General features: G+C 28.8%; 18 protein-coding genes. 11 read left to right on the top strand and 7 right to left on the bottom strand.

All coding sequences use genetic code 11. The features are described 5' to 3' along the window. The first annotated feature begins 21 nt into the window (after nucleotides 1-21). The 7 genes from clpX (at nucleotide 22) to L3B96_RS00505 (ending at nucleotide 8,090) form a co-directional block, all read left to right on the top strand. Nucleotides 22-1,311 carry an ATP-dependent Clp protease ATP-binding subunit ClpX gene (gene clpX / locus L3B96_RS00535; RefSeq protein ID WP_011968662.1) on the top strand — a complete coding sequence of 430 codons (1,290 nt, stop codon included), beginning with the start codon at nucleotides 22-24 and terminating at the stop codon, nucleotides 1,309-1,311. A gap of 246 nt (nucleotides 1,312-1,557) precedes the next feature. Continuing rightward, a complete protein-coding gene (gene lonB / locus L3B96_RS00530) occupies nucleotides 1,558-3,234 on the top strand; it encodes an ATP-dependent protease LonB (RefSeq protein ID WP_011968663.1) in 1,677 nt (558 codons plus the stop codon). Between the two features lie 307 nt (nucleotides 3,235-3,541). Then, on the top strand, nucleotides 3,542-5,872 hold the full coding sequence (gene lon / locus L3B96_RS00525) for an endopeptidase La (protein WP_011968664.1): 2,331 nt from the start codon (nucleotides 3,542-3,544) through the stop codon (nucleotides 5,870-5,872). Beyond that, entirely contained in the window at nucleotides 5,862-6,458 is a 597-nt protein-coding gene (yihA, locus tag L3B96_RS00520) for a ribosome biogenesis GTP-binding protein YihA/YsxC (RefSeq protein ID WP_011968665.1), read from the top strand. The genes lon and yihA overlap by 11 nt, the downstream gene beginning before the upstream one ends. 221 nt (nucleotides 6,459-6,679) lie before the next feature. Then, complete coding sequence (locus L3B96_RS00515) at nucleotides 6,680-7,165, top strand: hypothetical protein (protein WP_011968666.1); 486 nt, start codon at nucleotides 6,680-6,682, stop codon at nucleotides 7,163-7,165. A 31-nt stretch (nucleotides 7,166-7,196) separates the two neighbouring features. After that, complete coding sequence (locus L3B96_RS00510; RefSeq protein WP_011968667.1) at nucleotides 7,197-7,451, top strand: hypothetical protein; 255 nt, start codon at nucleotides 7,197-7,199, stop codon at nucleotides 7,449-7,451. A gap of 114 nt (nucleotides 7,452-7,565) precedes the next feature. Beyond that, entirely contained in the window at nucleotides 7,566-8,090 is a 525-nt protein-coding gene (locus tag L3B96_RS00505) for a hypothetical protein (protein ID WP_011968668.1), read from the top strand. A gap of 289 nt (nucleotides 8,091-8,379) precedes the next feature. On the opposite strand, the gene L3B96_RS00500 is transcribed toward L3B96_RS00505, so the two are convergent. Both L3B96_RS00500 and L3B96_RS00495 read right to left on the bottom strand, forming a co-directional pair. Further along, nucleotides 8,380-9,303 (bottom strand): hypothetical protein, encoded by a 924-nt coding sequence (locus L3B96_RS00500; RefSeq protein ID WP_238858557.1) that lies wholly within the window; start codon nucleotides 9,301-9,303, stop codon nucleotides 8,380-8,382. A gap of 137 nt (nucleotides 9,304-9,440) precedes the next feature. Further along, the gene (locus L3B96_RS00495) at nucleotides 9,441-9,848 is read right to left on the bottom strand and encodes a Fur family transcriptional regulator (protein WP_011968670.1); all 408 of its coding nucleotides are present in this window, start codon (nucleotides 9,846-9,848) and stop codon (nucleotides 9,441-9,443) included. Nucleotides 9,849-10,261: 413 nt separating this feature from the next. Between L3B96_RS00495 and L3B96_RS00490 the strand changes: the two genes are divergently transcribed. Together L3B96_RS00490 and L3B96_RS00485 are read left to right on the top strand one after the other, a co-directional pair. Further along, nucleotides 10,262-10,588: a hypothetical protein gene (locus tag L3B96_RS00490; RefSeq protein ID WP_011968671.1), complete on the top strand. Its 327-nt coding sequence runs from the start codon at nucleotides 10,262-10,264 to the stop codon at nucleotides 10,586-10,588. 142 nt (nucleotides 10,589-10,730) lie between these two features. Further along, entirely contained in the window at nucleotides 10,731-10,967 is a 237-nt protein-coding gene (locus L3B96_RS00485) for a hypothetical protein (RefSeq protein WP_238858556.1), read from the top strand. Between the two features lie 142 nt (nucleotides 10,968-11,109). On the opposite strand, the gene L3B96_RS00480 is transcribed toward L3B96_RS00485, so the two are convergent. Then, nucleotides 11,110-12,594 (bottom strand): nicotinate phosphoribosyltransferase, encoded by a 1,485-nt coding sequence (locus tag L3B96_RS00480; RefSeq protein WP_011968672.1) that lies wholly within the window; start codon nucleotides 12,592-12,594, stop codon nucleotides 11,110-11,112. 299 nt (nucleotides 12,595-12,893) lie between these two features. Here L3B96_RS00480 and L3B96_RS00475 point away from each other — a divergent pair, with 299 nt between their 5' ends. Further along, nucleotides 12,894-14,909, top strand: coding sequence for an ATP-dependent helicase (locus L3B96_RS00475; RefSeq protein WP_238858555.1), 2,016 nt, complete (start codon nucleotides 12,894-12,896; stop codon nucleotides 14,907-14,909). Nucleotides 14,910-15,003: 94 nt separating this feature from the next. Here the strand turns inward: L3B96_RS00475 and L3B96_RS00470 are convergent, their stop codons facing one another. The 3 genes from L3B96_RS00470 to L3B96_RS00460 form a co-directional block, all read right to left on the bottom strand. Beyond that, entirely contained in the window at nucleotides 15,004-15,999 is a 996-nt protein-coding gene (locus tag L3B96_RS00470) for an arabinose ABC transporter substrate-binding protein (RefSeq protein ID WP_238858554.1), read from the bottom strand. Between the two features lie 66 nt (nucleotides 16,000-16,065). Further along, nucleotides 16,066-17,691: a response regulator gene (locus L3B96_RS00465; RefSeq protein WP_011968714.1), complete on the bottom strand. Its 1,626-nt coding sequence runs from the start codon at nucleotides 17,689-17,691 to the stop codon at nucleotides 16,066-16,068. 59 nt (nucleotides 17,692-17,750) lie between these two features. Continuing rightward, a complete protein-coding gene (locus tag L3B96_RS00460; protein WP_238858553.1) occupies nucleotides 17,751-19,490 on the bottom strand; it encodes a sensor histidine kinase in 1,740 nt (579 codons plus the stop codon). Between the two features lie 450 nt (nucleotides 19,491-19,940). On the opposite strand from L3B96_RS00460, the gene L3B96_RS00455 reads away from it, so the two are divergent. Next, entirely contained in the window at nucleotides 19,941-21,683 is a 1,743-nt protein-coding gene (locus L3B96_RS00455; RefSeq protein WP_238858552.1) for a solute:sodium symporter family transporter, read from the top strand. Between the two features lie 501 nt (nucleotides 21,684-22,184). Here L3B96_RS00455 and L3B96_RS00450 read toward each other — a convergent pair. After that, nucleotides 22,185-22,814, bottom strand: coding sequence for a hypothetical protein (locus L3B96_RS00450; protein ID WP_238858551.1), 630 nt, complete (start codon nucleotides 22,812-22,814; stop codon nucleotides 22,185-22,187). Nucleotides 22,815-22,996: the final 182 nt, after the last annotated feature.

Raw genomic sequence — 22,996 nt, 5'->3', positions numbered from 1 at the left:
GTTTTTAAGTGAGGTGAATGTATGGCTAAATATGATGAAAAGAAGCAGTTAAAGTGTTCTTTCTGCGGCAAAACTCAAGAACAAGTAAAAAGATTAATTGCAGGTCCAGGAGTATATATTTGTGATGAATGTATTGATTTATGTTCTGAAATTATAGCAGATGAATTCCAAGAAACTGTTGATTTTGACCCTAAAAGTGTACCAAAGCCAAATGAGATTAAAGAATACTTAGATTCTTATGTCATTGGGCAAGAAAGAGCAAAAAAATCTTTAGCAGTAGCAGTTTATAATCATTATAAAAGAATTAATACTAATAAAGAAGATATTGATGTTGAATTATCAAAAAGTAACATTTTACTACTAGGACCAACTGGTTCAGGAAAAACACTACTTGCTCAAACATTAGCAAGATTTTTAAATGTACCTTTTGCAATTGCTGATGCTACAACATTAACAGAAGCTGGATATGTTGGAGAAGATGTAGAAAATATTCTTCTTAAACTAATACAGAATGCAGATTATGATGTAGAAAAAGCTGAAAGAGGCATTATTTATATAGATGAAATAGATAAAATTGCTAGAAAATCAGAAAATCCATCTATTACTCGTGATGTATCAGGTGAAGGTGTTCAACAAGCATTGTTAAAGATACTAGAAGGAACTGTTGCATCTGTTCCTCCACAAGGTGGAAGAAAGCATCCTCATCAAGAGTTTATCCAAATAAATACTTCTAATATATTATTTATCTGTGGTGGAGCTTTTGATGGTGTTGATAAGATAATAGAAAATAGAACAAGAAAGAGTTCTATGGGATTTGGAGCACAAATTCAAGCTAAACATGAAAAGGATGTTGGAAGCTTACTAAAAGAAATTATGCCAGCAGACTTATTGAAGTTTGGGTTAATTCCTGAATTTGTTGGAAGACTTCCAATACTAGTTACTTTAGAGTCTTTAGATAAAGAAGCTTTAATTCAAATTTTAACTAAACCTAAAAATGCTCTTGTAAAGCAATATAAGAAATTATTCGAGCTAGATGATGTTAAGTTAGAGTTTGACGAAAAGTCATTAATCGCAATAGCAGAAGAAGCGATTAGCAGACAGACAGGCGCCAGAGGTTTAAGAGCTATTATTGAAGATATAATGAATGAAATAATGTATGAGATACCTTCTGATAATAGAATAACTAATGTTATAATAACTGAAGAGGCTATTAAAGAGAAAAAGCAGCCTAGAATTGAAAGAGTAGAAGAAGGAAAGATTAGACCTACTTTAGTAAAAGCTAGAACTAAGAAAGATATTGAATCAGCTTAATATTAGCGAGAATAATAAGTCAGTATATATTTTTTTATATATACTGACTTATTTAGCGTTTTTTACAAGTTTTTAGTATTTTAAATATTGGATTGTTTTTATTTATATTTCAAAATCAAGAATATATTTGTAATAATAAGCAAATAATACTAATAATAAAAATTGAAGGAGGCAAAGTATATTTACTTTAGTAATAATAAGGAAATAAAATGTATATATTAGTAAAGGTAAGTATATTTAAAGATTATGACAAATATATTAATGATTTTGCAAATTATAGTTCTAATTCTCATGGTTTATGTTATGTGTAATGCAATAAGTAAACCACAAAAAAATAGGGAGATAATAATTGATAGGGAAAATACTAAGGAATTAAATAATCTAAATAGATTAAGACAAATAAGTTTATCTAAGCCACTTACTGAAAAAAGTAGACCATCTAGTTTTGATGAGGTAATAGGGCAAGAAAAAGGGATTAAAGCATTAAAGGCAGCTCTTTGCGGGCCGAATCCTCAACATGTTATAATTTACGGACCACCAGGGGTTGGAAAGACGGCAGCAGCTAGATTGGTGTTGGAGGAAGCTAGAAAATCCAAACTATCGCCATTTACAGAAAAGTCAAAATTTGTTGAGTTAGATGCAACCACATTGAGATTTGATGAGAGAGGAATAGCAGATCCACTAATAGGTTCAGTGCATGATCCGATTTATCAAGGCGCTGGTTCTTTAGGTATAGCTGGAATTCCACAACCAAAGGCAGGAGCTGTTACAAAAGCTCATGGGGGTGTATTATTTTTAGATGAGATTGGAGAGCTTCATCCAATTGAGTTAAATAAGTTATTGAAGGTATTAGAAGATAGAAAAGTGTTTTTAGATAGTTCATACTATAGTTCAGAAGATACTAATATGCCTAAGTACATAAAGGAAGTATTTGATAATGGGCTTCCTGCTGATTTTAGATTAATAGGAGCAACAACAAGAGCGCCACATGAAATCATACCAGCTATAAGATCAAGATGTGTTGAAATCTTTTTTAGGGCATTATTGCCTGAAGAAATAGAGAAAATAGCTGAAAATTGTGTTAATAAAGTTGGATTGCAAATTTCAAAAGATGGTGTTGAAGAAGTAAGTAAATATTGCACAAATGGTAGAGAAGTAATAAATTTGATTCAGTTGGCGTCTGGAATTGCTATTAATGAAGATAGAAGTGAGATTACATTAGATGATATTAAATGGGTATTAGAGAATGGACAGTATAACAAAATAATTTCAAATAAGATACCATCTCAATCTAGAGTTGGGGTTGTTAATGGATTAGCAGTATATGGAGCAAACATTGGAATGTTAATGCCTCTTGAAGTTAGTTGTAAGAAAGTTACAAGTAGAAGAGGGGAACTTAAAATAACTGGAATAGTTGAAGAGGAAGAGATAACTAATAACAATAAAAAAATAAAAATGAAAAGCACTGCTTTTGCATCTGTTCAAAATGTGCTTACAGTATTAGATAATTTATTCGATTTATCAACTGATAGATATGATATACATGTAAATATATCAGGAGGAATTCCAGTTGATGGCCCATCAGCTGGTATAAGTATTGCAACAGCGATCTATAGCGCTATAACTAAGCAGAAAATAAATAGGTTTGTTGCTATGACTGGAGAAATAAGCATATTAGGATCTGTAAAAGCGATAGGAGGAGTGAAGGCTAAAATATCTGCAGCCTTTAAAGCTGGTGCAAAAAAAGTTATAATTCCACAAGAAAATTATGATGAATCACTACATGAAATATGTGAAATAGAAATAATTCCTGTAACAAATTTTAAAGAGGTAATTAAGTTGGCTATAGAAGAAGATATAATTAATGAAAGCGAACGAGAAATATTATCAGCTGAAGGCAATAACATTTTGAATAACTTGTAAAGTTATATTTTTAATTAGTACAGTAAAATATGAATAAATCTTAATATTTTTACACTTTTTCTTTTAAAATTAATATATTATGTTATAATAGATAAACTAAAGAGTATTTATAGTAGTATATATGCTGTTTGATTAAACAAAATTATTATAAGTTTACAAAGCAAGTGACTAGGTATACTTGTTTTGTAAACTCTACAATATATAATGAGTTTTTTATTTTTAGAATCATTGAAAAAAATATTTATTATGTGTATACTAGATAAGTCAAAATAAATAATGTAATTAAGATATGGGGGGAAATAGTACTATGAAAAAGCTATATACGATTCCGCTAATTCCTTTAAGAGGATTGACTGTTTTTCCTAGTGTGGTTGTACATTTTGATGTGGGAAGAGAAAAATCCATAGCAGCTATTGAACAAGCTATGTTAGATGAACAAGAAGTTTTTCTTGTAGGGCAAAAAGATTCAATGATAGAAGAACCTAATCAAGATGAAATATATTCGATTGGAACCATATGTAAAATAAAGCAAATCTTAAAGATGTCTGATAATACTATTAGAGTTCTTGTGGAAGGCCAAGAAAGAGGTAAAATAGTTAAATATATAGAGGAAGAAGAAAATTATATAAAAGTTTCAGTAAAAAAATTAGATGATAAAGTGGTTAAGAATGAGGAATTAGACGCCTATATTAAATTCTTGGATAAAGAATTTATGAAACTACTTAAGTTAAGTGAAGATAATTTTGGAGAAGCAGTTAAATCAATAGATTCACTTGAAAAACCAAGTCAGTTTGTAGACATGGTAGCTTCTTATGCAATAACTGATGAAAAGCTTAAACAAGAAATTTTGGAAATAGTAGATATAATCAAGAGAGTAGAGAAAGTACTAGAAAGAATTAAAATAGAGATTTCTATAGCAAAAATCCAAAAAAAAATTGCTAATAAAGTAAAGAATACAGTTGCAAAAGAGCAGAAGGAATTTTATCTAAGAGAGCAATTGCGCGCAATTCAAGAAGAATTGGGTGAAGATGATGAGGACAAGAAAGAAATAGCTAAGTATGAAGAAAAAATCAAGAAAGCTAAACTTCCTAATGAAGTTAAAGAAAAGGTTAATTACGAGTTATCAAGACTTAAAAATATGAGTCCTACGTCATCAGAAGGCAATGTTGTAAAGGCATATTTAGACTGGGTATTGGATATCCCTTGGGGTAAGAATACAAAGGAAAATATTGATGTTACTAAAGCAAGAGAAGTTTTAGATAATGAGCACTATGGATTGGAAGACGTTAAAGATAGAATTATAGAGTATTTAGCAGTAAAACAATTCAGTAAGTCCCAAAAAGGACCTATTCTTTGTTTAGTTGGCCCTCCAGGTGTGGGAAAGACATCTATAGCAAAATCTATAGCTAATGCCATTAATAGAAAATATACAAGAATATCCGTAGGTGGAATGAAGGATGAAGCTGAAATAAGAGGTCATAGAAAGACATATGTTGGTGCAATTCCAGGTAGAATAGTCTATGCAATGAAAGAGGCAAAATCTATGAATCCATTAATGCTTTTTGATGAGATAGATAAAATTAGTTCGAGCTATAAAGGTGATCCATCTGATGCATTATTAGAAATATTAGATAGTGAGCAAAACAAAGATTTTAGAGATAGTTATTTAGAAGTACCGATGGATTTGTCTAAGGTTATGTTTATAGCAACAGCAAATTCTTTAGAAACCATACCAAGGCCGCTTTTAGATAGAATGGAAGTTATTGAAGTATCGGGATATACGTATGAAGAAAAATTCAATATAGCTAAAAATCATCTTATTCCTAAGATATTTAAAGAACTTGATATTCCGCAAGATAAAATTGATATAGAAGACGATTCTATTAGAATGGTTATCGAGGGATATACAAGAGAATCAGGAGTTCGTGGATTAGAAAGAAAATTAAGTTCTTTAATAAGAAAAGTATTAGCAGAAATGTTAAAAAGAGAACAAAAGGAATTCCTAATTAATAATGAAAGTGTTGAAAAATTATTAGGTAAGAAGACGTTTGATTTTGATCAAATTGATAAAGTGGACAAGGTTGGAGTAGTTACAGGAATGGCATGGACTGCATATGGAGGCGATACGCTTCCAATAGAAGCTATGGTTATGACTGGATCAGGAAAACTTGAACTTACAGGTAAGCTTGGAGATGTTATGCAAGAGTCGGCAAGGACAGCGTACAGTTATGTTAGAGCTAATGCAATTAAGTTTGGGATAAATGAAACTTTTTATAAAGAAAAGGATATCCATATTCATGCACCAGAAGGTGCAGTGCCTAAGGATGGTCCATCGGCAGGCGTGACTATGGTAACTGCACTTGTATCAGCACTATCCGGTAAGAAGGTTAAGCATAATGTAGCAATGACAGGTGAAGTTACATTAACAGGAAGAGTGCTTCCGATTGGTGGGCTAAAGGAAAAATCTTTAGCAGCATTTAGAGCAGGAGTAGATACTATAATAATTCCTAAAGAAAATGAGAAAGATATAGATAAGATACCAAATTCGATTAGAAATAGCTTGAATATTATTTCTGCTAAAGAAGTTAATGAGGTATTGAAAAATGCACTAATTGGAGAGGATACTAATGAGAATTAAGAAATCAGATTTTATTACGTCAGCAGTAAAGAAGAATCAATATCCCATAGATAATAGAGTGGAAGTTGCATTTGTTGGAAGATCTAATGTAGGAAAGAGTTCGCTGATAAATTCATTAACCAATAGAAAAAAACTTGCAAAGGTTAGTCAGACTCCAGGAAAAACTAGATTAGTTAACTTTTTTCTTATAAATGATGATTTTTATTTAGTTGATTTGCCTGGATATGGATATGCAAAAGTTTCGAAGGCGGAGAAGGATAGCTGGGGGAAAACTGTTGAAATGTATTTGACTGGTAGAGAACAGCTAAAAAGAGTTGTCTTGCTTGTAGATTCTAGGCATAAGCCAACGGGTGATGATATAATTATGCATGAATGGATAAAACATTTTGGTTATGACGTTATAGTAGTCGCTACAAAGAGCGATAAACTTACACGGAATGAATTAAAGAAAAATGAGAAGGTTATAAAAGAAACACTCAAATTAAATTCAGATGACAAATTATATTTTTTCTCATCATTAAATAAAGATGGGAAAGATGAACTAATAGATAATCTTTTCTTAGAATTTGCGACAGATTTAGATTAGTAAAATATTTTTTATAAATTTTTATATAATAGTAAACAAATAACCTCTTACAGATATAATATTTGTAAGAGGTTATTTCTATTTAAGTAATGATATTATTTATTAAAATAGCTGATAAAAAATTTAAATAATTATAAGTTATAAAAAATAGTGTCAAAAATTTTAGGTAGGAATAATATATAGTATAAAAAAGAAAAAAATATTTCCAAGGAGGAATAAAAATGGAGATGAATGATATCCTAAATGGTTTAAATTCATGTGATGATGATTGTTCAGATTCAAGTTCTAACAATTGTGGTTGCGGGCCAAACTTTGGTGGACCAGGAATCGGAGGTTTTCCAGGGGGTATAGGAGGCTGTGGACAAGGATTCAATAATGGTGGTTGCGGATTTAACAGCTGGATTTGGATTTTATTAATATTATTCTATTGTGGCTGTGGAAGAAATAATTTAGGAAGAGGTAATGTAGGAAGTGATTGCTGCTGTGAGAAAAAGTGCGATTGCTGCTGTGAAAAGAAAGATTGCTGTTGCAACAAAGGCGGAGCTAATAGTGGATTCTTAGGTAGTTGTGCACCATATTTGTTTATATTAGTACTATTATTCCTTTGCAATAATAACAATGGAATAGGCGGAGGATTTAACAATTGTGGATTTGGCGGAGGAGTAAGTCCTTTCGGTAATAATTTTGGTTGTGCTGCTAATTGTTAAGATTCTTAATTTTTAGGAAGGAGAGATAAATATGTCTAAAAGGAAGAATAAATGTTGCTGTGAAAAAAGACACAATGAATGTTGCTGCTATGAGCCAAGATCAAATGCTTCAGATGGTTTATTAGGAAGTGGTTGTACACCAATCATATTTCTATTAATAGCATGCGGGTCAGGTTTATTAAACTGTAACAAATCATATTTAATTATTTTACTATTTATATTATGTGGTGGATGCTTCTCTAATCTTTTAGGAGGCGGACGAGGAGAAAGTAATTGCTGCTGCTAGGATAGTGGATAGAGGGCTTTAATGGCCCTCTAAAAAAATGCGTAAAAACATAAACATTTTTAGAATGATATACATATATTAAAAAGAGACAATTTTAAGTGAGAGGATTTTAAAATGGCTAAGCATAAACATAGAGAACAAGATCAAACATCAAATGATACTAGTTCTAATATTAATGATAATGCTAGAAATGCACCTTTCGGAATTGATCCTATGCAGTTAATGGGATTACTAGGTGGAAATTTTGATATGAATAATATGGGGAATATGTTAGCTTCAATGAATACAAATGGATTTAATTTGGGAAATTTAAATTCAATAGCTCAAATGATGGGGTTAAATTTAGATAATAACTTATTTCAAGGAAATATGAGTGGAAGTCAAAGCAATGTAAATAATAAGAATATGTATTCAAATCCTAAAGAATATTCTAGCAATACGAATCCTAAAAATTCTGAAAATCTAAATGAAGATAAAGGTGTTAAAAAGAACAATGTTGCAACAAATAGAAATATTAAGGATAAGGATGCGAACTTAGAATTTTTAATGGCAATTAGAAGTTATGCTCATCCGGATAGAATAAAGTTTATTGATAGAATCATTGAAGCTTATAAGAATGGAGAACTCAAAGAAGCATAAAAAAATAAAAATTATTTTTTAAATTGTGTATACAAAAAGAAATCATGTCAATAATATTAATGTAATAGAGAAAGTATTCTCTTACAAACTTAATGGATTATTAAGTAAGACTTGATTTAGAGAGGTATTTCCATCTAAAATCTAGTTAAGCTTATCCAGAAGTTTAATGCCGTTTGGTTAACATTTAAAGAGTTTGATGTGTTAATGGCAGTTCAACTATCGGATAAATTTTTTACTTCATTAAGTAACCCCTCATCCCCCTTTAGGCCGCTAATGCGGCCTTTTATATTTATTTAGCTTTTTGTATACTATTTATTTTATAAGAAGAACCTTGCTTTTCAAAATCTATTAATAATATCAACTCACTTTTATTATTTGTACCTTTAAGATTGCTTTTTTCAAAAGATAGTCTCCACCTTATAGCTGAGGGCTCTAATGACTCAGTCCACTTATAATCATAAAAAAAGGCATTTTGAAAAGTATACGAATAATTATCTTTATCTAAACTCCAAAGTAAAGATAAATTCTCTTTGTCAATTGTAGAAGAGAAGATATCTGGAAGATCATCAACTACGTAAGGAAGCTCAACTAAATTAATAAAACTCGTTGCAGAATCTAATGAAGGAAGATTTGTATTATCCTTACTAGTATCTAAAATATCATTATTAATGAGCATAAAGCTATTTAATGAAGAAAGCCCTTCTGATGATGATATTGAATAACATTGAGGAGTCTTAGAATTTTTACAATCCAATATACCAAAAATATTATTATTACTTGAATAGAGCAAATTAAAGTTTTTTTTATTCCACTTAAATACATAAGACATAGACTTATCATTTTTAGAGCCAAGAAGTATAATTTCAGGAATATTATCTCTAGAAAGATTATGAAAATAAACTTTAGGCTCAAAATGAAGATTAGTCGTGAAAAGTGTTTTGTCACTAAGTTGATTGGAAAGATAATGATCATTATCAAAACAATTTATATTAAAATCAACCTTATTTTGTGAGCTTAATAATTGAAAAGTATCTTTTTTGCCATCACCTGTTAAGTCATATTGTGTATTTTGGGTAATGTTTATTGGAGATATAGTTTGTAAAGATTTAAACTTATTAGAAACAAAGTAAACCATACCTAAAATTAAAAATAATGCTGATATATATAGTGCTGAGTTTACTAAAATCCTTTTCTTTAATATTATGATTTTCATTATGTATCACCTCAATAAATTATATGTTGATATAGTGATGCATATTAATAATATAAAAGCGATAAAATAAAAAAAGACCATAACTTCACGCAAAATATTTTTTGCCTAAGTTATGATCAGGATGAAAAAAATAACAATTATTTGCAGTTGCTACAATAACCATAAAAATAAACCTTATTTGAAACAATCTGATAATCAGTATGCTCTTTTGCCAAAGCATTAAGATTATCTAGAGATAGATCTTTAAAATCATCTACTCTTCCGCAACTTAAGCATTGTAAGTGAGGATGAGGTAATGAATTACCATCATATCTAAAGTTTCCTTCACCAACATTTATTTCTTGAATTAATCCTACATCAACTAATGTTTTTAATGCTTTATATACAGTAGCTAAACTCATAGTTGGATATTGGATATGAATATCAGAATAAATAACGTCTGCTGAAGGATGAGAAGTAGTATTAATTAAATAGTTATATACTGCAAGTCGTTGAGGAGTTAATTTTAGCTTTTTTTCTTTGAAAACTGAAGCTATTTGATCCATTTTAAAAACCTCACTTCTATTAGTTTTATGTATCGATTATAGCATAGAAATAAAGAAAGAGTCAACTAATTAATTAATACTATTTTTAAACAATTATTATTATTTAGAGAAATATTGTTAATAAAAATTCAAAGAAAAAGATTGAGTTTGCTTAATTTGAACATTTAATTATAAATAAACACGCAATTTCAATTAATTTTCTGATAATTGAATGAAAATATCAAAAATTTGTTGTACATTAAAGAAAAGTCTGTTAAAATATAACTAAGCAGAGTATGTTAATTAATTAACATACTATAGTAATTATAATTACTATTTCTACAAAAAAATGATAATTTTTATTACAGACTTAATCAAAATCATTTAGCCTATGATAAAAATATAAATAGAAATTGATGAGGAGGCGTATTTTTGTGGGAAAATATAAAGTTGGGGACGAATTAATAATTGTAAATGATCCAAGCAAGGATAATGAGAAGTTAAAGGAATTAACAAAATTAACTGTTGATGGAGACTTCGCACAAATATCTTGGGGAATAAAAATATTAGAAGTAGAATATGACAAGCCATATGTGACATTAACTTATAAAAATGTTAAAGGCGAGAAAAATAAAGTTTTTTCTGAATGTAGAGACATAGAGAACTTTGATAAAGAAAAAGTTTTGGAAAAGGCATTACTTAGAGCATTCCAAAATGAACTTATAAATATATCAGTTGTTAAGAATATTTGTCAAATATAATTATAAAAATTAAGGAGCATTATAAAAAATGCTCCTTAATTTTACATAGAATTCCATTGTAAAATCTTTACTTTTAAGGGCGTTTGTAATATAATGAATTCATAAATTTATGAGATTTATAAATTATTAGGATGAGAAAAGGATGGCGGGTTTTATGAGTAGGTGTCCATTTTGGTCAACAACAAAAGAGAAAGTGGAGTGTTATAGTGAATGCCCTATAAAAAGTGAATCATTAAAAGGGCAAGATGATAAGCTTTGCATTTTTAATGAATGTAGTGAGTCAAGCAGTATCGATTTTAAGGAAATTATGAAAGAAGACTACGGTTTTCTAAATTTGTCTATATATGATGACGAAAAGAGAACAAATATTAACTATTAATGCTAAAGAAATATAGATTAGAATATATGAAAATATTCTAATCTATATTTTTATTGATAAAAGAAGTATATGTTTATTTGATCTATAAAAATATTATAATATTTATAGATAAGTTCGCGAATTAACTTAGTTTTGTAGAGTTTTACTCTTGTGCTTCATAAGAGTTTGTATATTTATGAAGAAGAGAATGTTTTAAAGACCATAAATTTTGGGATAAATCAACATAATAAGTATGAGGATTTTCAAATCTAAGTACTTCAGGCCACAGCTTATCAGTTTCAAGTTTTGAAAAATCTTTTATTTCTAAAACTGTAGGAGATTCATACACGCACTTTCCACTTTTGAATATTGGTGCTTGAAGTTCTTTAGTGTAATAATTCTTGATTTTTTTTCTCTTCCATGTATGAATAGGGTCGAATATTATTAATGGTTCATTCTCGTTAATGTTTTCATCTCTTAAAGTAATTAAATCCGCAATGGCCTTGTGAGAGTTTTTATCAAATATTCTTATTATCTTCTTAAAACCTGGATTTGTTATTTTTTCTTCATTTTCGCTTATTTTAATTTTAGGGATAATGTCATTATCACCTTCCAATGCAACTAATTTATAAACGCCGCCAAAAACTGGTTCTGACTTAGCAGTTATAAGTCGCTCACCAACTCCAAAAGAGTTTATACATGCACCTTGATCTAATACATCTTTTATAATATGCTCATCAAGAGAGTTAGAAACTACAATTCCACAATCTTCATATCCAGCTTCATCTAACATCTTTCTGCATTTTCTTGTTAGATAAGTAATATCACCAGAATCTATTCTTACGCCACGAGGTCTCTTGCCAAGAGGTTTTAAAACTTCATTAAATACTTTTATTGCATTTGGAATTCCTGACTTTATGACATTGTAGGTATCAATAAGTAATACACAATCATCTGGATAAATTTCAGCCCAGGCTTTAAAAGCATCATATTCTGTATCGTATAATTGAACCCAACTATGAGCCATAGTTCCAACAGCAGGGATATTAAACATTCTGTCTGACATAGTGCAGGCTGTTGAACTACATCCACCTATAATAGCTGCTCTAGCACCATAAATTGCGCCGTCATAACCTTGAGCTCTTCTTGAACCAAATTCCATTACAGGACGCCCATCTGCTGCTCTACAAATTCTATTAGCTTTTGTAGCAATTAGTGTCTGATGATTTATTGTTAAAAGAATCATTGTTTCAAGGAATTGAGCTTGAATTACAGGGCCACGAACAGTTACAAGAGGTTCGTTTGGAAATACTGGGTTTCCTTCTGGAACAGCCCAAACATCGCAACTAAAATCGAAGTCCCTTAGATAGTCAAGAAATTCTTCGGAGAAGGCGTGTTTATCTCTTAGATAAGTAATATCGTCGTCAGTAAATTTTAAAGTGCTTAAATAATCGATTAATTGTTCAACTCCAGCCATTATACAGTATCCGCCATCATCGGGGATTCGCCTAAAGAACATATCAAAGTATGCTATTTTGTCTTTAAGTCCTTTACGGAAATAACCATTACCCATAGTCAATTCATAAAAATCAACTAACATCGTTAAATTTCGTTCATCCTTAACATTAAAACTAGATTTATTATCCATAATAATCTCCTTTAAAAAACATGTAAATAATTTTATTTTATAATTATAGTTTAATCCATTATAAATTAAAATGCATAAAACTATTGTACATCTATAAGAGTTTGATTACAATATAGTTGCTTATAACTTAAAATCAGACATATATTAATTTTTTGAAGTTAAGTAGAAAATATTCAGTATTATGAGAGGAAAATGAAATTCATATAGTAAATATGGAAAGAATTTAAAATATGTAAGTCTTATATAAAGAAATTCATAAATGCTGAAATGTAAATAGGAATGAAAGAAGGAGCATTACAGTGGGGTACGATCTTGATAAATATCAGATGGATGCAGTAAAGGCAGAAGAAAAAAATGTCTTGATAGTTGCAGCACCTGGATCTGGAAAAACTACGGTTATAATAAATAGAGTTGATTATCTAGTAAAGCATAAAAGAGTAGCTAATGGAAATATAATAGTAATTACATTTACAAAAGCGGCAGCGCAGAATATGAAGAATAGATATGTATCTAAATTCAATACGAACAGTTCACCTTTTTTTGGGACATTCCATGGCTTATTTTATAAGATACTTTTGAGATGTGGAAGAAATATAGACATAGTTGATGGGGCCGTTGTTCACAAAATAGTTAGTAATATTTTAGGTAAATACTTTGATGAAGTTAATGAAGATAAAATTAAAGAAGCAATAAATAACATTTCTTTGTATAAAACTTCAAGAGTTCCTCTAAATGAATTTAAGCCATCAATTGCAAAAGAAATTTTTGAAGAAGCATTGGAAAAATATGAAGAATATAAAAAAGAACACAATAAAAGAGATTTTGATGATCTAGCTATAGAAGTATTAGAATTGCTAAAGAATGATAAGAATATGTTGTTGTCTTATAAGAAATTATTCAAGTATGTTTTAGTTGATGAGTTTCAAGATTGTGATGAAATGCAAATAGATTTTTTAAGGTTAATAAATGATGGGGAAGATAATAATCTTTTTGCAGTGGGAGATGAAGATCAATGTATTTATTCTTTTAGAGGGTCAAAGCCAGAGTATATGGTTAACTTTGATAAAATATTTATAGGTGGGAAAAAATATTATTTATCTATAAATTATAGAAGTAGAATGAATATAGTTGATAAATCAAAAACTGTAATAGCGTATAATGAAAAGCGAAATAATAAAGAGATAAAATGGAATAAAGAGTGTGAGGGGATTGTTAAGTGGTTTAATCCATATAATGAAAAGATGCAGGCTGAAAGTTTGACTGATATAGTTATAAATAATAAAACTCTAGGAATTAATTATGAAGATAATGCAGTATTGTATAGAACTAATATAGAGTCTATGTCTGTTATTGATGTATTAACTAAAAGAAAGATCCCATTTACACTACTTGATAGAGAATATAATTTTTTTGAGCATTTTATTTGCAGGGATTTAATCTCATATTTAAGATTAAGCGTAGATGAATTTGATAGAAATAGCTTCTTGCAAATAATAAATAGGCCTTTCAGATATATAAGTAAGGGAAATTTATTTTATATAAAAAATTATGATAGAGAAGAGAGTCCATTTACTATAATTATTAGCAAAGAAGATACACCACCATTTCAAAAGAAAAAGCTTGATGAGTTAAGAAAAGATATAAACTATTTAAATAAGATATCTTTATCATCAGCAATTGCATATATAGTAATGGATCTAGGATATAGAGATTATCTTCAGGAATATGCTAATAAATTTAATCAAAGTTTTGAGGATTTAGAAGATATAATAGAAGAATTTAAATTATCAGCAGAAGGATATAAAACTATATTTGAATTTCTAGAACATATAGAGGAAGTAAAACAAAGTATAGAGGAAAGTAAAAGAAAAACTAAGAGAGAAGGCGTTATCTTAAGTACTATACATGGCGTGAAAGGAATGGAGTTTAAAAATGTCTATGTTATAAATTGTGTAGAAGAAACTATACCTCATGCATCAAGTATAAAGGAAAATATTGAGGAAGAACGAAGATTATTTTATGTTGGAATAACTAGGGCAATAGATAATCTGTATCTATTTTCTCCAAGAAACAGGAAAGGCCAATTTAAGGACGTTTCGAGGTTTATTATTGAAGGAAAATTAAATGATATGCCTGTTGACACTTATGGATACGAGATTGGAAATAAAGTAGCCCATAGAACTTATGGTGTTGGAGAGATTACTGGATTTGATGAAAATGACAAAGATAAGATTAAATTGAAGTTTGATGATGGAATTTTTAGAAGTTTTTCTTTGAAAATTTTGGTTGATAATAATTTAATATCAAAATGTTAAATTAAAAAGATAATAATTAAATTTAAGTTGGTAGAACTCCATTCATGTAACAGTTGAGAAATTATTATGTGAATGGAGTTATTTTATTGTTAAATTATTTAATCACAAGACTTTTATAATTATCCTTTGTAATCACTTTATCTTTTACCAAATATTTATCAGGAATATTTTTATTAAGCAAAAGGTTCTCCATAAGTTCCTGAGCAGCAATTTCTCCAACTTCTGTAGCACTTATGTATGCAGACGCTATAAGAGGAGAGTTTTCTTTTTGAAATTCATCCTTTGCTACATATCCACCTACCCCTACAGCAACAGCATTTTCTGCAAGACCAGATTGATCCAGTGCTTTTATTGCACCAATGGTGCCAGCTTCATTTGCAGACATGACAAACCAATTCTTTATATTTTTATTAGACGTTATAGTTGATGCGGCAGAATAAAAACTTTTTTCTGATTGTCCATTATATTCGGCTTGAAAAATATTTTCTCTTGGAAATCTTGGAAGTCTATCTTTAAATGTTTCTAACTGTCCTTCAGTTCTAGGTATGCAGCTAGATACAGAATCCATTGACATAAGCAGAAGTCCTGAAGAATTAGAATCACTTAATTTATTATTCTTTTCTAAATAATCTACCATGAGACTAGTCATATCCCGTCCAATTTGATTAGAATCTATTCCGACAAATGGTGCAATATAATTACCTTCATCATCAGTAAGAGGATCGTCGCAGGCTATAACAGCAATATTTGATTTCTTACATCTATCTATAGTGATTTTACTTAATTTTTGATCAGGAACGCATATTAATATACCATCTACTTTTTGAGTAATTAAATTATCCAAAGCAGATAAATACACATCAGGATTCATTTTAGCATCTATAGTAATTACATCTTTAGCCCCCATAGCTAAAGCCTTATTTTTAGCAGCCTCACTTTCTTCCTGAAACCAAGCTTCATCTAAAGTTTTGTAAATAACGGCAATAACTAAATCAGATTTTTTTGAGCTCTGTTTAGAAGTTGTAGTATCACAAGAGAAAGCAAAACTAGATAAAATTATTATTACAACTAAAAGTATTTTCTTATTCATGTAAATATAAATTCCTTTCAAAATTTTTAAAATGTATATTTGGAGTAGTTATAAGCCATTACCCAACTATAGATTTTTAAAATAAGAGTCTCTAAATTGGTTCGGAGTGATACCTGTAACTTTTTTAAATAAAATACTAAATTGTTGAGGACTATTAAATCCAAGTTTGTCTGATATTTCATAAAGCTTATAGTTAGTTGATAAAATTATTTCTTTAGATTTGTCAATTCTAGCTTTTAAAATATACTGCGTAACATTTTCACCTGTTTCTTCTTTAAAGATTCTGCATAAATAAACTTTATGGACATTAATGTTTTCTGCTATATCTGTTAGACTAAGAGATTGATTAAAGAGATTTTTGTTTATGTAATCTATGGAATCAGCAACCTTTTTACTATATTTATTTTTAAAAGAGTTATTAAAATTAATATTTATTATTTTAGTAAAGATCTCAATAAACCATCCGCTCATTTCTTCAACGGTTTCTTTTGTTGATAATATTTCTATAGGTAGGTATGAAGTTGAAAAAATATCTTCATAAGCTATAGAATATCTATTACAGGTTCTTACTACTAAATCTAGGAGAGAGGAGTTTATATAATTTAGATAATTAAACTGCATAAATCCTCGTATATCTTTATCATATAAGTGAGTTAACTCTGATTTTAAGTTTTCAATATTATTTTGTTCAATAGCTATATTAATGGCATTAATTCTTTTTGCTAAAGTATCAGTATCTAAATCTAAATTTTTTACAAAGGTATTATTTAAAATTATAGTATCATTGCCTAGGAATACCTTCATTTTAGAAAGTTTAAATGCTTCATCAAAGTATTTCTTTATTTTAAATGGCTTTTTAAATGTTGAGCTCACACTTATTGTTAAGCTGATATTATGCATGAGGGAAATCCTTTTTCTTATTTCCTGCGCTAAATAATAACACTCATTTATTATATCCGCTTCACTAATGGTTGGCGACAAGCGTACAATAGCTGTGAATTCTCCATTTTCACTATAAAAACATTCACCGATATTGAGTTCTTCGATGGTTTCAGAAACATTTTTTATTATTTCATTAAGGGTATTTGTATAGAAATTCTCATCTTCTATATATTTAAAGAAGTTATCTATCTGGATAAGGAAAAGAACAAAAAGTTTTCCGTTTAGATTAAGGTTAAGGTTTTCAATAAGGTTATAACAATCATCTTGACTTATATCATTAAATATAAGCTTTCTTAGTGCAATATCCTTATTTTCCTTTAGGAAATTTAAAAGTTTATGTTCTTTTTTTATTTCACTCTTTTTTATAGTTATATTATCAAGATCAGTTTGAGTTTTTGCTAATATTCCATATAGATCATTAGGTGTTATTAAATCTTTTATCAAGTAGTCTGTTACGCCCATTTTCATAGCTCTTTGCGCATACGTAAAGTCCTCATAGCAGCTTAATATTAAAAATTTTTGAGATTTATTTATTTTCTGTACTTCTTCTATTAAATCTAAACCATCTATAATAGGCATTTGTATATCTGTAATAATAAGATCTGGTTTTATATCAGTATATTTGTCCAGTGCGTCTTTACCATTTGAAGCGCTATATACTATTCTAAAATCAGTGTCTTCCCAATTTATGATGCACAAGAGAATTTCTCGTGCAGGTATTTCATCGTCTACAATCATTACTTTATACATGCTATTTGCCTCCTTTTTTAGAATTAAGGCACACTGACTTGTTATTTCCCGAATGTGCTCTAGTAAATGTATGGAATATTGAATTCTATACAAGTTCCAATTCCAGTTTTGCTATATACTTTTAAGTCATATTCGCTTCCAAAATATAGTCTGAGTCTTTCGCTTATGTTATCTAGGCTTATACCATTAAAGCCTTTGTGAGTTGATTTTCTCTTACTAATTCCTACGCCATCATCGATAACTTTTATTTTTATAAAATCTTTTTGTGGCAATATATCTATTTTTATAGTCCCAGCACAACCTTTAGGTACTATTCCATGATAAAGAGAATTTTCAATAAGTGGCTGAAGAATAAGTTTGGGCACTAAACAGTTATTCAATTCTTCAGGAATATTACATACTAGTTTAACTATATCTCCATATCTATACTTCTGTATCTTCAGATAATTTTGAGTGCATGTAAGTTCATCTTTTAACGTTATAAGATTTTTACTTGTTGATATGCTTTGTCTTAGCAGACCATTAAATGATTGAATAAGTTCTCTTATTTCATTTTGATTATTTTTTATAGCCAAATAGTTTATTGTATTTAGTGTATTATGTATAAAATGAGGATTTATTTGTGATTGCAGTAAATCCAGTTGGGTTTTCATGGATTCAACTTCAAGCTTTTTGTTTTCCTCTTCTTCCTTATAGATTTGTTCAATTAGATTTTTTATATTGTAAATCATTTTATTAAAACTAATTATAAGATACTTAAGTTCGTCTTCGGTTTTGGCTTCTAGTTTGTCTGGCCATTCTCCATTTTCAAACTTATTCATTGCTTTTGTAATATCATATATAGGATCTGTAATTTTCTTTGAAGTAAAGTGGCTGATAAAAAGTACAACTGCAATACTAAAAATACCAATACAATAAATTAACCATCGAATAGAATCAAGGTTTCTGGTTAAAGAGTCCAAAGATATTAATCCAATGACTCTCCATTCTGGATATGCTTCTATAACACTATTAAATTCCATATACTTTACGTTATTAACATTTACAGTATCATTATTAACTTTTTCAAGCATTATATTGTCATAATCAATATTTCCTATTTTATAAATCAGATTACCATTTTTATCAACAATAAAAGTGCTATCAAAGACTCCATGGCAGTAATCATCTATGTTCATAAATAAATTCTTTTTCTTTATATTGATCATAAGGTAGCCGATAAGGGAGTAGTTTTCTTTATCCAAATACCTAGAAAAATAAGTTATAGTTGTTCTTTTTTCATAGTCGGCATTCTCATAATTGAATGGAAAAGTATTAGGAGAAGAAAATTTATTTGAATATCCACTTTCAATAAAGTTGTCCAATTCTTTATTTCCATAAATTAATTCACTATAAGGATATTGTGAATAAAGAGGATCCATTATTTTTTTATCTGTTGTTAAAGGAATTATAGAAATTATATAGTTACTCCATTTACAATATTCTGAAAGAGTATTAAAAAATTCTGCATTAGTTTCTGGAGTTGCAGAGTTATTTCTATTAACTTTAGACATATAATCATAAATATTTTTATCATTTTCAATCATATAAGAATCATGTCTTATAGAATCTAAATTTTCATTAAGGATTTTAGAAATTACAGTTATTTTCTCAGTAGCAACGTTATTATATTGTTTAATTATTTCTTTAGAAAAAATAGAACTTATAGAGGACGTAACAGCTAAAGTTAATCCAAGTATTATAATTGAAAAATATATAGTTATTCGATTTCTTATCTTTGTGATTTTTTTTACCTTCATTGATCATCACCATAGGAAATTATAGCACTAAGAGTATAGGAATTCTAGTGAAGGTATGTACTTAATAGTGGATTTAAATTTATGTACTGGCTAATTATAAATTAAAGATGTGGTGTAGAATATATCTTAAATTAAAAATGATGAATATTTTTAATTGAGTGCTGTATGGAAATCGGAGTAAAGAAATGTTTATTATTTTTTAAGACCAACTATGAAAGAGGGATATATAAAATTTATTTTTAATTAAGTTAATATTTTATAAGAAAAGTTAATAAATAAGATTTTTATAATGGAACGATTTCAATATAATGTGATTAACGATTACAGAAAACAATAACATACTGTAGTTTACGGAAATATGAACAGTTTATATTTAGGGCACTTATTAAAATCAATTGTGGAATTCCATGTGAGATGTAAACGTTCGTAATTTTAAAGGAGGAAAAAAGCATGTTAACCGTTATTTCATTTTTATTTTGCATCGTATTAGTAGCAACAATTACGTATCGTAAGCTAAAGGGGCAAAAAAATAATTCAAAAGATTCTTATTTCTTAGGTGGACGTAGTTTGACAGGTGGTGTGATAGGGGCATCTTTATTACTTACAAATTTAAGTGCATCTAATTTTGTAGGTATGAGTGCTCAAGCTTACTCAAGCAATATGAGTGTTATGGGCTGGGAAGTTGGCTCTGGTATTACTCTTGTAATTGTAGCTTTATTTTTACTTCCAAGATATTTAAAACAAGGGGTTACAACTGTGCCTGATTTTCTTGAAGAACGTTTCGATTCAGGTGTTAAAAAGATAGTTTCAATATTATTTTTATTAGGTTATGTTTCGAATTTACTTCCAATAACTCTTTATTCTGGTGCTATTGCATTGGCTCAAATATTTAACGTGCAAGAAATGTTTGGTATAAGCTATACAGCTAGCATTTGGATTATGGTTTGGATTATCGGTATAATAGGATTTATTTATGCTATACTTGGTGGATTAAAAGCAGTTGCAGTATCAGACACATTAAATGGTATAGGATTAGCCATTGGCGGATTAATGGTACCTGTATTCGGAATAATATATTTTGGTCATGGAAACTTTTCAACAGGATTATCAAATATATTAGTTAATCATTCAGATAAATTCAATGCTATAGGAACATCACAAGATCCTATACCTTTTGGAACTTTATTTACAGGAATGCTTTTAGTTAATCTTTATTATTGGGGAACTGATCAAGCAATCATTCAAAGAGCATTAGCAGCTAAAAATTTAGCAGAAGGGCAAAAGGGAATAATTTTTGCAGGACTTTTAAAAGTATTAACACCATTAATAGTTATAGTACCAGGAATAGTAGCTTTTCATATATATGGAGCAGGTGTTGAAAATCCAGACTTATTATATTCAAGACTAGTAAACGATGTATTACCAAAACCTTTAATTGGTTTCTTTGCAGCAGCTATGTTTGGATCAGTATTAAGTGTGTTTAATGGAGTGTTAAATAGTGCATCAACCCTATTTGCATTAAATGTATATAGTCCTGTATTTGGAAAAGGAAAGTCTGATAAGGAAATAATATCAAAGGGTAAGATATTTGGACTTGTGTTAGCTATAATTTCAATGACTATAGCACCATTTATAATGTATGCACCACAAGGATTATTCCAATACTTGCAAACAGTAAATGGGTTCTTCAATGTGCCTATATTCACAATAGTTTTTATAGGATATGTAACAAAAAAGGTACCGGCTATAGCAGCAAAAATATCAATAATATTTTTTGTATTAACTTATGGAACACTTCAATTAATAATAAAACCAGAAATGCATTTCCTTCATCAATTAGGAATCTTATTTGTAATCACATGTATGATTATGCTAATTATTGGTAAAATAAAACCAAGAGAAAAGGAATATGTGTTAAAAGACAATAAAGTAGTAGATATTAAGCCATGGAAATATCGTTATGAAGCTTGTGGAGTAGTATTATTCTTGATGGTATCAATGTATGTTGTTTGCTCAAAATTAGGATTTGCCAGTGGAAATGGAATAGGAATTAGAACATTGGTACCTATAGCTGTAATTGCAGTAGTAATGTATGGATTAGTGAAAGTAGTCAAGGCAAGAGGTCTAAGAAAGAAAGCGGGAGATAATGCAGAGTTAGTTTACAGAAATTCAGTAGAGAAATTGGATTTTTAACTAAAAAGTCATTAGGGATTTAGTATAGGTGAACATATTTAATCCTAATTATGTATAAGCAGAAATCATACTTAAATAATGATTTAGTAAGTCGATAAAGTTAGTATTATTATATGAGTTTCTGCATAATATATTATACCCATATAATTTTAAACATCTCTTCAGATAAAATCTCCCACCTTATTTATTTAAGGGGGAGATTTTAGACTTTTCATTAACACTTTATTTAGAACAATAAATGTTGCGAATTAAATGATTAATGTTCTCATATAATATTAACATCCTTTTAATATTTATTTTCTTTTAACATTGCTTAGCTCCTTTATGGGAGCTTTGTATTTATTATAATAAAAGCACAAAAGCTAGAAAGTTAAGTACTTTCTAGCTTTTATATATGTTGCAATAATAAACTTACATTTAAAATTCTAATAATCCAAGTGCTTAATTTAAATAATAATGTAGGAATTAAATTGTAGTATATATACATTCTAAAATATTAAATTATTTACGTCTTATAAATATAAACAAATCATACTTTTTTGAAAGTATGGAGTATGAAAGAAAGCTAATAACACCAGTTACTAATGTTAATACTAAACTATCAAGAAATGGAAAGGTGACAGCTAAAGAAGGAATTTTAGTCTTTAGAAAAGACATAATCATAAATGGAATTAACACAATTCCAAAGATTAATAATGAGCGAAGCTTAGAACTGGATGTTTCCTTATGTCTTAAAATAGTATTTGAGATGAAATACCCTATAGATATTAGAATACAAGTAATTAAGGTGCTCATTAATACTCCTTTTTCAAATAAAACATCTAGTAAAGTAAAGAAAAAAACTAGTATTGAAAAAGTAAATATGCCTTCAAGTACTTGTTGAATAGCAGACACTGAAGAATTATACTCATAAATTAACTTATTACAAAACTTATCCAGATCTTTGTTGCATTCTAATTTTTTTGTTGGAACCTTCTGATTTTGAGCTGTAAATACAATATCAAAAATTTGTTTTTCTATATTTCTTGGTAATAAAAGGCTAAAGTTATGTTGCATCAAACATGCTTGTATAGCATGATAGGTCTCTAAGTAGCTATTTTTTAATAAAGATATATTAGGTCTACTTTGCATGTTATCCCCCTCTTAAAAACTAATGATTTTAATTTTGTATACATTTATTTCTATAGTTAATCATTTTTATGTATTAAAATCACGGCAATTACACCTTCTACCATTTTAGCAGAGGGAAGTTAATAAGTAAATAAGTTGAAGTAATGCAAAATTGTGAACAAATATTTTAAGTCATTGTATGT

Source organism: Clostridium sp. YIM B02569 (genome assembly GCF_022320765.1).
GTDB lineage: Bacteria > Bacillota > Clostridia > Clostridiales > Clostridiaceae > Clostridium > Clostridium beijerinckii.
Note: the sequence above shows the minus strand (reverse complement) of the source record. Positions and strands in the feature narration are given on the sequence as shown.

Bases quoted from the DNA above. Each gene is read 5' to 3' on its own strand.
- L3B96_RS00505 (WP_011968668.1), top strand. From the start codon at position 7,566: ATGGCTAAGCATAAACATAGAGAACAAGATCAAACATCAAATGATACT.
- L3B96_RS00470 (WP_238858554.1), bottom strand. From the start codon at position 15,999: ATGAATAAGAAAATACTTTTAGTTGTAATAATAATTTTATCTAGTTTT.
- L3B96_RS00510 (WP_011968667.1), top strand. From the start codon at position 7,197: ATGTCTAAAAGGAAGAATAAATGTTGCTGTGAAAAAAGACACAATGAA.
- L3B96_RS00465 (WP_011968714.1), bottom strand. From the start codon at position 17,691: ATGTATAAAGTAATGATTGTAGACGATGAAATACCTGCACGAGAAATT.
- L3B96_RS00455 (WP_238858552.1), top strand. From the start codon at position 19,941: ATGTTAACCGTTATTTCATTTTTATTTTGCATCGTATTAGTAGCAACA.
- L3B96_RS00480 (WP_011968672.1), bottom strand. From the start codon at position 12,594: ATGGATAATAAATCTAGTTTTAATGTTAAGGATGAACGAAATTTAACG.
- L3B96_RS00450 (WP_238858551.1), bottom strand. From the start codon at position 22,814: ATGCAAAGTAGACCTAATATATCTTTATTAAAAAATAGCTACTTAGAG.
- lon (WP_011968664.1), top strand. From the start codon at position 3,542: ATGAAAAAGCTATATACGATTCCGCTAATTCCTTTAAGAGGATTGACT.
- clpX (WP_011968662.1), top strand. From the start codon at position 22: ATGGCTAAATATGATGAAAAGAAGCAGTTAAAGTGTTCTTTCTGCGGC.
- L3B96_RS00515 (WP_011968666.1), top strand. From the start codon at position 6,680: ATGGAGATGAATGATATCCTAAATGGTTTAAATTCATGTGATGATGAT.
- L3B96_RS00495 (WP_011968670.1), bottom strand. From the start codon at position 9,848: ATGGATCAAATAGCTTCAGTTTTCAAAGAAAAAAAGCTAAAATTAACT.
- yihA (WP_011968665.1), top strand. From the start codon at position 5,862: ATGAGAATTAAGAAATCAGATTTTATTACGTCAGCAGTAAAGAAGAAT.
- lonB (WP_011968663.1), top strand. From the start codon at position 1,558: ATGACAAATATATTAATGATTTTGCAAATTATAGTTCTAATTCTCATG.
- L3B96_RS00500 (WP_238858557.1), bottom strand. From the start codon at position 9,303: ATGAAAATCATAATATTAAAGAAAAGGATTTTAGTAAACTCAGCACTA.
- L3B96_RS00485 (WP_238858556.1), top strand. From the start codon at position 10,731: ATGGCGGGTTTTATGAGTAGGTGTCCATTTTGGTCAACAACAAAAGAG.
- L3B96_RS00460 (WP_238858553.1), bottom strand. From the start codon at position 19,490: ATGAAGGTAAAAAAAATCACAAAGATAAGAAATCGAATAACTATATAT.